The sequence below is a fragment of the Candidatus Micrarchaeia archaeon genome (assembly GCA_041653315.1).
GTDB lineage: Archaea > Micrarchaeota > Micrarchaeia > Anstonellales > JAHKLY01 > JAHKLY01.
The window spans coordinates 1-8,858 of sequence record JBAZFO010000043.1 but is presented as its reverse complement, the minus strand read 5'-3'; the positions used below and the strand labels follow the sequence as shown (position 1 = coordinate 8,858).

Below are 8,858 nucleotides of genomic sequence, written 5' to 3'. Positions count from 1 at the left end.
GAGAGGGTGGTTCTTTGCGACCGCGCCCAATCCGGTGAGACTATGCCTTCATTCCTTTCGCTGGGCGAATTACTAACCTTCCCCGAATGGAAAAAGGATAAAAGGAAATGAACTTAAGTAATAAACAATCGCTTTGGTGGTTGCTGTTTGGGGGAATTTGGAATTTAGTGTTTGGTATCATTGGTCTTATGTCGGGGTCTTTGACGTGGCTCTATATAATTAATATTATTCTTTCTGTCGCTCTTTTTATCATTGCTGGAATGTGTTTTGAGAGGTGTTTAGATGACTAATCGACCCGGACTCTATGCCTCTTGGGGTGAGGCTGGCAAGTATTTCTTGCCGATTGCTATTGTTGGTTCTATACTTTGGTTTTTGGTTGTGATTGGGATAAAGAGTATTTAGAAAGGATGTGAATAATGAAAATTGTAATTAATAAATGTTTTGGGGGATTTGGTTTGTCGAGGAAGGCAATACAGGATTATTTGAAAAGGAAACATAAAAAGGCATATTTCTATACAAATATAAAAGATGGCCATTTATTTGAAGATGAAAACCATAAGACTCTTTATCGACGAGACCTCGATGATGAAGATAGCATTTTCTTCCATGTAACAACAAAAGATATGGGGGATAGTTTTACTGATGATGAATTAAATAGTATGCCAAATAAATGCTATTTCTCTTTTTATGATATTGATAGGACGGATAAAGACCTGATTGCGGTTATTGAATTACTTGGACATGAGGCGAATACACAATTCTCAGATTTGAAAGTTGTTGAAATCCCCGATAATATAGAATGGGAAATTGATGAATATGATGGTCGGGAAACCATTAACGAAACACATCAGAGTTGGGGATAAAGAGTATATGACAATGGGCATAACTAATACTGGATTTGTTATTTGGCTAATTCTGATTGGATATCTCGCTCTTGTGGGTTTGTATGTGACGTTATGGTATCTATGGCGAGGGATAAAGAAAATGTTTAAGCGAGGTGAAGTATGAAGGTTAAGATAGAATTTGAAATAGACGACATTATGGAGGCTGAGCCAATTTTGGTTGATGCCGCATTTACGGTGATTGGATATTTAGACCCAAACAAATTAGATTTTTCAGAGATAAATGATGGTATGGGAAAGATTATAGGGTTTATAAAAATAGACCGAGGTGAAGTATGACCGCAGAAGAATTTGTGGGTGAAGAAGCAAAAGCGTGGGGCGAGAAGTTTGAGGCTATGGCTAAACACGAAAGGCCATCCTACCATTGTACCGCCTTACGATCTGGAGATAATCTCACCTACGAATTTTGTAATAAGAAACTCCAAGACGATATTTCTAACCAAAGTTTTATATTTGACATTGATGGTCAGTTAATATATATAGATATGGAGGAATGATATGGGACGCACAACTATAAGTAAATATGCTGATTACGAACGCCTTATTGCGATTAATGTCTTGACGGCGGTTCTTGATATCGCTGGTCTGAAAAAGGGATTTCTAACATCACAACTTACAGTCGGGGCGACAATAGGCGAGACGACGCATAAAATACTCAAGGAACTGGAGAAGAAATATGCAAGCAAATAAGTATGAGGGGGGAATGGGGGATATGTTATTGGCAACCATATATGCCCTTGAGGGGGTTGGTGGGAAGATTTTCGTCGGCGACGAAATGGCATTACTCTGTCTGCTCTTAGGGGCCCGATATGGCTTGGACGTAAACGACGTAATTCGGAAAGTGTAGGGCGAGAAATGACAATCCTAATCATTATCGGCGACAAAGTTTATCGGGCGAAGGAGGAGTGGCCACAGATAATTCATTTGGAAGATGGCGATACCTATTTAGAAACTTCTATAGAAGACGTTATAGGGCAGATGAATTGCTTAGAAGTGGTTCCAGATTTCCGTCCCGCTATTCTCGCCGCCTGTTTCGATGAAATTAATACAAATGTTTATGATGACTTTGGTCGTGATGCTTTTAGTCTCGACCGCCTAACGGGGAAGGAAAAACCATGAAACCTGAAACCGATACCGCTATGGACTATGCCGATGCGGAAGAATACTGGGAATGGGTCAACATGATGAATAGAATGAGATATGAAGAAGATGAACAATATAATAAAGAGATGGAGGAGTTATGTTGCCAACCGAAAAACGAAAGGTAATAGATGATATCTCTCAAGAGATCATCTTTGCCTATGGTATTCCAAAGGTGGGGAAATCGACCTTTTTCTCGAACTTCCCCGATGCCGTGTTTTTATCCACCGAAGAAGGACTCGGACATCTTGAGGTGTTTGAAGCCCAGATTAATAAGTGGATAGATTTCTTGGTAATAGTTGACGAATTGGAGAAATCTAAACAGTTTAAGACTATCGTCATTGATACGGTAGATAATCTCTGGATGTTTTGTCAAGAGTTTATCTATGCTAAGTTCAGTATTGGACACGAATCTGATTTAGAATGGGGCAAGGGTTGGGCTTATGTCGAACGTGAGTTCCGCAAACAGGTAACTCGTTTGTCTAAGATTCGGGGTGTGGGTCTATGTATGATTTCCCACTCAGAAGAAAAGGAAATCAAGGTCAAGGGAAAACAAGAAACCGAAACTAAGATTACTCATACCCTACCGCCAAAAGCCCGAAAGTTAATTGCTGGTATGGCCGATATGATACTCTATATGGAAGTTGAGAGTGATGGTCGAGGGGTTATCCGTACTAAACCAACCACGATTTATGAGGCTGGTGATAGAACGGGTAGATTGCCCGATACCCTGCCCCTGAATTATGATGCTTTCGTTAAGGCTTACTATGGCGGTGACGAGGGCGGAGCTAAGGAGAAATTAATTCTTGCTATTGAAGCCGGACTCGCCTATCTTAAGGAACATACTATTGACGGCTTCGATACAGAGAAGAGAGTTGCTAATTCAATGACAAAACATTTAGGGTTTGCTAATCTACGACATCCCGATGTGACTATTAAACAATTGCAGGCGTATCTACAACATTTACGCCTCAAAGGAAAGGAACAAAAATGAGGTATCCAGACATGAATAAGTATAACGAGAGTGGCTTTGCACCGACGCTTGAGCCGGGGAGTTATATAATCAGATTACAAAAGATTGAGACGACGAATAAGGATGGCGCGCCCCTAAAAGACAAAGATGGATTATCTTATGAAAATTTTGTCTTTACTGTTGCGGAAACGTCCAACAAACTATGGGAAAAGTTCTACCTTGACCCGTCGGGGCCGTATGCCGATGCCAGACTTGGTAAATTCAAACAATTCCTAATGGCAATTGGGGCAGAGTTGTCTGGTGGTGAGACGGAACATCTTATCGGTGAAACTTGCCGCGCCAATGTAACGGTTCGTGAATACAATGGTAAGACCTTCAATAATATCATCGCGTTCGAGCCAAAGAATCCTAATGATAATTTCCCTATAACAAAGCAGGAAGATGATGATAAAGACCTGCCTTTTTAACAATCCCCTCGCCCGTTATTTCGCTCTTGTCGAAGCGTTGGGTAGATTAATTAACAATAAGGAGTAAACAAAATGAAAAAGTTAGTAGAGTGTAGTGAAGAGGGTCTTGAAGGATTAATGGGAAAGACGGTTACTTTCTTTTGTGCGAATTATATTTATGCTGGTGAATTAATCGGTGTAAACGATACTTGTGTTTTATTAAAAAATCCTTGTATTGTTTACGAAACCGGCCCCTTCAACGAGAAGGGCTGGAAGGATGCTCAGCCTCTACCGAAAGAACTATATATAATGGTTGGTGCTATTGAGTCGTTTGGTGAAGTAAAATGAGGATTCAGTCGTTCCGAAAACCGAAATGGTCGGGGTCGCGGTCGGGGTCGTGGTCGCGGTCGGGGTCGTGGTCGGGGTCGTGGTCGTGGTCGGGGTCGTGGTCGCGGTCGGGGTCGGGGTCGTGGTCGGGGTCGCGGTAGATTAATAGGAGAAGTGAAATGACTAAAAAGAAACCAACTCTTGCCGATGCGGGCAAGGATATCGAAGAAGGGATTCATCAATATTGGGATTGGCGGCATGGGGTTGATAAGAAATTGCTTGAACATGGTGATAGGTTCGATGAACAAGAGAGGCGCATAAAACAAGCGGCTGATTATGTCAAGGAAATCAAGGGATTGGTGAATGATGCGATAGAAAATAATGTTCCCGTGGAAACCCTTGATGAATATAATGATAAAGAAGAATATGTTGATGAGGCTCTCGAAAATCCATTAAGTCGATTAGGTGCCGCTTCGTATGGTTCCCTTGGTGGCTTTCTCGCCCTTGGATTCCTGATACTTTTAGCGTGGTGGTGGTTTAGATGATGCAACCATTTAGTAATGGCACTGAGTATAATGAAATAGTTAGAGAGAGGGGATGGTAGTATGAGTGATGTGGTTCTTAATGATGGGAGTGTTTTGCGGAAGTATTTTGATACTCGGATGGGGAGCCGGTCTTCTACATCATATTTGGCGCATTGCCGACGCACTTGAGCGGATGACGGGAGAGAAGAAGGATGACAAATGATGGACGAATTAGACGATCGTAGCACCCTCGGTGTAACCGAATTCCATCCGGCGGCTTTATCGGCAAGGGATTATTTGATAAGTATTGCTGATAAATTACCCCTATATCTTGAGTCGTTTTCGTCTTGTGCCATTGAGGGGAATAGATTAGCGGAGATATGTTCGGGAACGCTAAATCGCCTGATGAGTCGACAGGGTGTGAGTGATAGGTATCTTTTGGGTTTAGCGTGGACAATTAGAGATATGGAGGAAAAAGATAATGGACAAGCTAACTGAACTGGCGCGGGAGGCGGCGGGAGCAATTCGGGATATGAACCCTGTACCATCAAATGAAGAGAGACTTCTTCCCTACCTGCGCAGGGCGTATGAGATGGGTAGAGAGGCGAGATTGGCAAATAGAGTTAAGACTATTCAGGATATAGTTGATATTGCCAATGAGAATGAAATTCTCCGTCCCGTCGAGCCGGCCGAGGAGCGGAGGTCAGAAAAGTTTTCTATTGGTGACAGGGTTACAATCAGGGGCGGTGCTCTTGTTGGGCAAGACATGAAACAAATAAGATGGAAGAATACTGACGAGATATTTACGATTGTTGATAAAATTTACAATGAAATGAGGTACGAATTAATGGCGGATGGTTATGGTGAACCTGATTCATATGGAAATGGTTGTTTATATTCCAATGAGTCCGACATAACCTTGTTCAAATCGTTTGAGTTCGAAGAGCCGCAGAACATGAGTGGAACCGATATGCGGATTAATCTCGAAATACGTGAGCGTGAGATCGCCGCCAAAGACGAGGAGATTGCCGCACTCAGGGAGGAGAACGAGAAGTTAAAAGAACGGATATCTAAATATACGGAAAGCTTATGGGGATTATATGATTACCAAATTTGAACGTGCCAGACGGTACAGTATCAATGTAACATGGAAATCTTATTTATTTCAGGCGGCCCAAGGAGATGACGGGTCATCGGAAATCTACCATCATTGTTGCGGTATAAATTATTCTCCCTATAATGGCTGTTCTAAATGTCCCATTGGAGAGTCCGAGATATGTTTGTATATCTTTTCGACAGAAGTCCCCGATTGTATGGCCATTCTTCTCTGGCTTATGTCGGATGATTGTAAATCATTAGACGATGGGAGTGTGTGAATGATATATCTTGGTATTGACCCCGGAAGTCATGGGATAATTGCAAGATTCCCGGTTGAACGGGGGGGGTGGGAGTTCTATATTGCTACCCCGGAATCGTTGCGGTCTTTCCCTCGGACTGAAAATCAATTAGCCGTTCTTGAAAAACTCCACGCTTTCCCCGTAGGTGGTAAGGTCGCTAATTTTGAACTTGGGAAATACTATGGAGAGATGGGGGGTGCATTAGAGGCATTGTTCATTCCATACATTGAGGTTTCTCCCGTAGAGTGGAAAAAGGTGGTACTCAAAGATATGGATTGGAAGAAGAATAAGATGGCATCAGTCGAATACGTGCAGAAGAGATTCCCGCATATTGATTTATTGCCAACGCCAAGATGCACAAAGCCCGACCACAATAAGGCCGATGCAATATGTCTGGCATTATATGGTATGGAAAAACAGAAATAAACAAGAGGTGAAAGATGAGTAAGTGGAAAAAAGATGTGGAGGAGAGACTTCGGAAATTAGAACAACAAGTGGATGGCTGGGATGGAGTGGATGGCTGGGATGGATGGTCTGGTCATATTGACGGCATTGGGGAGATGAGGAAAAGGATTAATAGTCTCCAAGATGAAGTGTCCGATGTTGTGCGTTTTCAGGGTATTCCGGTAACAATGCCAATTGGATATTCTGTATCAAAAATGAGAAAAGTTCTTAAGAGACTATTAGATTATTTCAATCTCGAAGTCATCGAGTCTCCCGCCGAAACGAAACTCCAACCGAGAAAGCCAATAAAGGAGAATAAGAAATGAGTAAGTTAAGTCAACGAGTAGATAGAATTGAGGGCGTTCTAACAATAATGCCCAAGGGAATTAATTCGTGGGAATCATATGAACTTTGGAAGCTTAATGGGAGGAGCCGACTTCTTGAGGCCAATATAGGGAGAGTGAATGACTGTCTGGATATGCTTTTTGATTATTTAGGGGTTGAGATAGTTGATATTCCCGCATTTCCCCGTTCCCAATTTCCCCGTTCCCAAAAACTTCAACCGAGAAAAAAAGATGCCAAGAAAAAGTCCGTTTAGTAAAGAAGAACAGAAACTATTTAGGGGTATGCTTACCAATAAGCAGTATCGACAAGTCTATTATCGCACCTATCGAGATATTAATGGCGATATTGTGAGAGAAAAAGATAGAACCAGACTTCGGGGATATCGACGTCTAAAAAAAGAAGGCGTTTGTAAGCATCACTGGAATACAAAGAAGTCAGAACGACTATTAAAGAAAGAAGCACTCACCTGTCACGATCTGGTTGTTATTTCAAGCATGGATAGGTTCGCCCTGACGGTCAATAGAATAATCGAGGGCAAACTCATGCTGACTTATAATACAGACGAAACAGAGAAACAGAAGATGGTGGTATGAGGGATGAATGATTGGAAAGTAGAAATAAAGCCGTGGCAACTGCCGGTCGGTATTAATATCGACAAGAATGGTCATCCTACCTTGGTGAAAAAACCAGTTGATTCAATTGGGGTATCAATAGTGATAGATGGAAAAACGTGGGGCAGTTATAATATAGTAACCAAGGAGTGTTCCGAGAACAAGAGGATGGAATGTATAGAACAGCTCAAAAAGCAGGTGATAGCAAATATCGAGCGAGGTCACATGTTATGAAATGTAAACATTGCGGTAAGGTATATAAAAGCAAAATTTGGCTGTGGAAACATTCGATGAGGGTTCACGACAAGTTTGCTGATAATGAACATATGATGGCTAATTATTACATGGAAAAAGAAATAGGACTATATATGTCTTCACTCAAATTTATAACCATGTCTGATTTGGCCGATAACTGCGACTTAAAGAACAAAAAGAACAAAGGTAAAAGAGTTAAGTTCTTTCGTCTCAAGCCCATTAAGCCCTAAACCTTCTCCCGTTAAGTATTGCTTCACTTACAATACCTAAGTGCATCTTGAATTGCATCTACACCATCAAATGGGACTATCTTCTTGCGGTCAGGGAATAATACTAAGCACTCTGGGCCGGGGACTCCATCCTTGAACAACCGACGACTATATGGGTCGCCTATTTTATATGTCCCTGTGCGGATATTGACTACTTGACGTTTAGTGTCGTATTCTTCTACCCACTGAGTTTCCATGCCGGGATTGTGTTCATGTTCCGTGACCACAATATCGGCAGCCGAATACAAGAAATCCCGTATACGGTGATGGGCGTTGAACTGGTTAAGCCTTGAATTGAACCCCCAATGATGTTTCTGGATAATTTTATAGGTCTGTTTACCAACGGTCAGTTTTATCAGTCCCCCATTTGGCAAATAAGGGAACTTCATGCCGTCCAACACGAAGCGGTTAGCGTCGACACCCGTTTTCTTGACCAAGAAGTCGTTATGATTACCCCCACAGATGCTTATAACCTTGTCGTGCAACTCTTTAAGTAATTGTCGAACACCCAACATCTGTATCTGTGGAGATACAAGTTGGGCGGCGACAGCACCAGAGTTCTTAAACGACGGCAAAAAACCGTCCCAACCATCACCGCCCAAGCAAAGATAGATGTTTTTATGCTTCTGGATAAGCCCCTTGTGAGCCTTCAGGAGCGAATAATCGACCGAGGGGCTACCTATATGTAAGTCAGACCAGAAACAGGCTACAATAGGCGTTTCCGTTCGTATTTTGCGGGTTATAGAGTAGTCCCCAATATTGAATTGCTCTTGGAACCCCTGAGCGGCCACGAGACCATCGAGAATCTGGTCGAAAGACGGGTTTTCGGGTATCTTTCGGTAGGCTTCAAGACAAAACTCTTCATCAACGTTGTCGGGTTCGTCGGTTTTTGTATCTCCGGTCGGTTTTAGTTTGTCAATTCTATGACGAACAGAGTCCTCACTGAGGCCGAGTTGTTTGGCTATCTCACCACGCCCCAGACCTCGTGAATATAGGGATTGTAGTTCAGGGTCAAATTTATTCCAGTCTATCTTTGAACTCATATCACCTGTCTTTCTTTGAATGTTTCATAGGCGCGTCGATACCATAAAATCTTTGCCCAATGGGGTATTCCATCATCGGGGTCGATACTGCCATTTCTTAATTTTGTTATATGGGAAGTTGCCTTGATTAGAATATAGTCGATTGAGAATTGTCCGGGGGCGGGTAAACCTTCTCGCCACGG

Annotated in this window: 20 protein-coding genes; 18 read left to right on the top strand and 2 right to left on the bottom strand. The window is 42.3% G+C overall.

All coding sequences use genetic code 11. The annotated features are described in order from the left end of the window. The first annotated feature begins 416 nt into the window (after positions 1–416). The 18 genes from WC356_06815 (at position 417) to WC356_06730 (ending at position 7,343) form a co-directional block, all read left to right on the top strand. On the top strand, positions 417–863 hold the full coding sequence (locus tag WC356_06815; protein MFA5382854.1) for a hypothetical protein: 447 nt from the start codon (positions 417–419) through the stop codon (positions 861–863). Positions 864–1,004: 141 nt separating this feature from the next. Further along, positions 1,005–1,181, top strand: coding sequence for a hypothetical protein (locus WC356_06810; protein MFA5382853.1), 177 nt, complete (start codon positions 1,005–1,007; stop codon positions 1,179–1,181). Continuing rightward, positions 1,178–1,399 carry a hypothetical protein gene (locus tag WC356_06805; protein MFA5382852.1) on the top strand — a complete coding sequence of 74 codons (222 nt, stop codon included), beginning with the start codon at positions 1,178–1,180 and terminating at the stop codon, positions 1,397–1,399. Before WC356_06810 ends, WC356_06805 begins: the two co-directional genes overlap by 4 nt. A 1-nt stretch (position 1,400) precedes the next feature. After that, positions 1,401–1,592, top strand: coding sequence for a hypothetical protein (locus WC356_06800; protein ID MFA5382851.1), 192 nt, complete (start codon positions 1,401–1,403; stop codon positions 1,590–1,592). Positions 1,593–1,757: 165 nt separating this feature from the next. Beyond that, positions 1,758–2,021, top strand: a complete 264-nt coding sequence (locus tag WC356_06795) for a hypothetical protein (protein MFA5382850.1) — start codon at positions 1,758–1,760, stop codon at positions 2,019–2,021. Next, a complete protein-coding gene (locus tag WC356_06790) occupies positions 2,018–2,170 on the top strand; it encodes a hypothetical protein (GenBank protein MFA5382849.1) in 153 nt (50 codons plus the stop codon). The genes WC356_06795 and WC356_06790 overlap by 4 nt, the downstream gene beginning before the upstream one ends. Further along, positions 2,143–3,036, top strand: a complete 894-nt coding sequence (locus WC356_06785; protein MFA5382848.1) for an ATP-binding protein — start codon at positions 2,143–2,145, stop codon at positions 3,034–3,036. Before WC356_06790 ends, WC356_06785 begins: the two co-directional genes overlap by 28 nt. An 11-nt stretch (positions 3,037–3,047) precedes the next feature. Then, the gene (locus WC356_06780) at positions 3,048–3,482 is read left to right on the top strand and encodes a hypothetical protein (protein MFA5382847.1); all 435 of its coding nucleotides are present in this window, start codon (positions 3,048–3,050) and stop codon (positions 3,480–3,482) included. Between the two features lie 72 nt (positions 3,483–3,554). Next, a complete protein-coding gene (locus WC356_06775; GenBank protein MFA5382846.1) occupies positions 3,555–3,809 on the top strand; it encodes a hypothetical protein in 255 nt (84 codons plus the stop codon). A 158-nt stretch (positions 3,810–3,967) separates the two neighbouring features. Then, on the top strand, positions 3,968–4,333 hold the full coding sequence (locus tag WC356_06770; protein ID MFA5382845.1) for a hypothetical protein: 366 nt from the start codon (positions 3,968–3,970) through the stop codon (positions 4,331–4,333). A gap of 198 nt (positions 4,334–4,531) precedes the next feature. Then, the gene (locus WC356_06765; protein MFA5382844.1) at positions 4,532–4,810 is read left to right on the top strand and encodes a hypothetical protein; all 279 of its coding nucleotides are present in this window, start codon (positions 4,532–4,534) and stop codon (positions 4,808–4,810) included. Continuing rightward, positions 4,794–5,429, top strand: a complete 636-nt coding sequence (locus WC356_06760; protein ID MFA5382843.1) for a hypothetical protein — start codon at positions 4,794–4,796, stop codon at positions 5,427–5,429. Before WC356_06765 ends, WC356_06760 begins: the two co-directional genes overlap by 17 nt. Beyond that, positions 5,413–5,688 carry a hypothetical protein gene (locus WC356_06755; GenBank protein ID MFA5382842.1) on the top strand — a complete coding sequence of 92 codons (276 nt, stop codon included), beginning with the start codon at positions 5,413–5,415 and terminating at the stop codon, positions 5,686–5,688. The genes WC356_06760 and WC356_06755 overlap by 17 nt, the downstream gene beginning before the upstream one ends. Then, positions 5,689–6,135: a hypothetical protein gene (locus WC356_06750; GenBank protein ID MFA5382841.1), complete on the top strand. Its 447-nt coding sequence runs from the start codon at positions 5,689–5,691 to the stop codon at positions 6,133–6,135. A 14-nt stretch (positions 6,136–6,149) separates the two neighbouring features. Next, positions 6,150–6,479 carry a hypothetical protein gene (locus WC356_06745; protein ID MFA5382840.1) on the top strand — a complete coding sequence of 110 codons (330 nt, stop codon included), beginning with the start codon at positions 6,150–6,152 and terminating at the stop codon, positions 6,477–6,479. Beyond that, positions 6,476–6,751 carry a hypothetical protein gene (locus tag WC356_06740; GenBank protein MFA5382839.1) on the top strand — a complete coding sequence of 92 codons (276 nt, stop codon included), beginning with the start codon at positions 6,476–6,478 and terminating at the stop codon, positions 6,749–6,751. The genes WC356_06745 and WC356_06740 overlap by 4 nt, the downstream gene beginning before the upstream one ends. Further along, entirely contained in the window at positions 6,729–7,091 is a 363-nt protein-coding gene (locus tag WC356_06735) for a hypothetical protein (protein MFA5382838.1), read from the top strand. The genes WC356_06740 and WC356_06735 overlap by 23 nt, the downstream gene beginning before the upstream one ends. A gap of 3 nt (positions 7,092–7,094) precedes the next feature. Further along, positions 7,095–7,343, top strand: coding sequence for a hypothetical protein (locus WC356_06730; GenBank protein ID MFA5382837.1), 249 nt, complete (start codon positions 7,095–7,097; stop codon positions 7,341–7,343). A 274-nt stretch (positions 7,344–7,617) separates the two neighbouring features. Here WC356_06730 and WC356_06725 read toward each other — a convergent pair whose 3' ends face one another. Together WC356_06725 and WC356_06720 are read right to left on the bottom strand one after the other, a co-directional pair. Further along, positions 7,618–8,676, bottom strand: a complete 1,059-nt coding sequence (locus tag WC356_06725; GenBank protein ID MFA5382836.1) for a hypothetical protein — start codon at positions 8,674–8,676, stop codon at positions 7,618–7,620. Then, positions 8,673–8,858: hypothetical protein (locus WC356_06720; protein ID MFA5382835.1), on the bottom strand; the 186-nt coding region annotated here is incomplete at its 5' end. The genes WC356_06725 and WC356_06720, both read right to left, overlap by 4 nt.

Coding starts and splice junctions, on each gene's coding strand:
- WC356_06815 (MFA5382854.1), top strand. CDS start 417: ATGAAAATTGTAATTAATAAATGTTTTGGGGGATTTGGTTTGTCGAGG.
- WC356_06810 (MFA5382853.1), top strand. CDS start 1,005: ATGAAGGTTAAGATAGAATTTGAAATAGACGACATTATGGAGGCTGAG.
- WC356_06805 (MFA5382852.1), top strand. CDS start 1,178: ATGACCGCAGAAGAATTTGTGGGTGAAGAAGCAAAAGCGTGGGGCGAG.
- WC356_06800 (MFA5382851.1), top strand. CDS start 1,401: ATGGGACGCACAACTATAAGTAAATATGCTGATTACGAACGCCTTATT.
- WC356_06795 (MFA5382850.1), top strand. CDS start 1,758: ATGACAATCCTAATCATTATCGGCGACAAAGTTTATCGGGCGAAGGAG.
- WC356_06790 (MFA5382849.1), top strand. CDS start 2,018: ATGAAACCTGAAACCGATACCGCTATGGACTATGCCGATGCGGAAGAA.
- WC356_06785 (MFA5382848.1), top strand. CDS start 2,143: ATGTTGCCAACCGAAAAACGAAAGGTAATAGATGATATCTCTCAAGAG.
- WC356_06780 (MFA5382847.1), top strand. CDS start 3,048: ATGAATAAGTATAACGAGAGTGGCTTTGCACCGACGCTTGAGCCGGGG.
- WC356_06775 (MFA5382846.1), top strand. CDS start 3,555: ATGAAAAAGTTAGTAGAGTGTAGTGAAGAGGGTCTTGAAGGATTAATG.
- WC356_06770 (MFA5382845.1), top strand. CDS start 3,968: ATGACTAAAAAGAAACCAACTCTTGCCGATGCGGGCAAGGATATCGAA.
- WC356_06765 (MFA5382844.1), top strand. CDS start 4,532: ATGATGGACGAATTAGACGATCGTAGCACCCTCGGTGTAACCGAATTC.
- WC356_06760 (MFA5382843.1), top strand. CDS start 4,794: ATGGACAAGCTAACTGAACTGGCGCGGGAGGCGGCGGGAGCAATTCGG.
- WC356_06755 (MFA5382842.1), top strand. CDS start 5,413: ATGATTACCAAATTTGAACGTGCCAGACGGTACAGTATCAATGTAACA.
- WC356_06750 (MFA5382841.1), top strand. CDS start 5,689: ATGATATATCTTGGTATTGACCCCGGAAGTCATGGGATAATTGCAAGA.
- WC356_06745 (MFA5382840.1), top strand. CDS start 6,150: ATGAGTAAGTGGAAAAAAGATGTGGAGGAGAGACTTCGGAAATTAGAA.
- WC356_06740 (MFA5382839.1), top strand. CDS start 6,476: ATGAGTAAGTTAAGTCAACGAGTAGATAGAATTGAGGGCGTTCTAACA.
- WC356_06735 (MFA5382838.1), top strand. CDS start 6,729: ATGCCAAGAAAAAGTCCGTTTAGTAAAGAAGAACAGAAACTATTTAGG.
- WC356_06730 (MFA5382837.1), top strand. CDS start 7,095: ATGAATGATTGGAAAGTAGAAATAAAGCCGTGGCAACTGCCGGTCGGT.
- WC356_06725 (MFA5382836.1), bottom strand. CDS start 8,676: ATGAGTTCAAAGATAGACTGGAATAAATTTGACCCTGAACTACAATCC.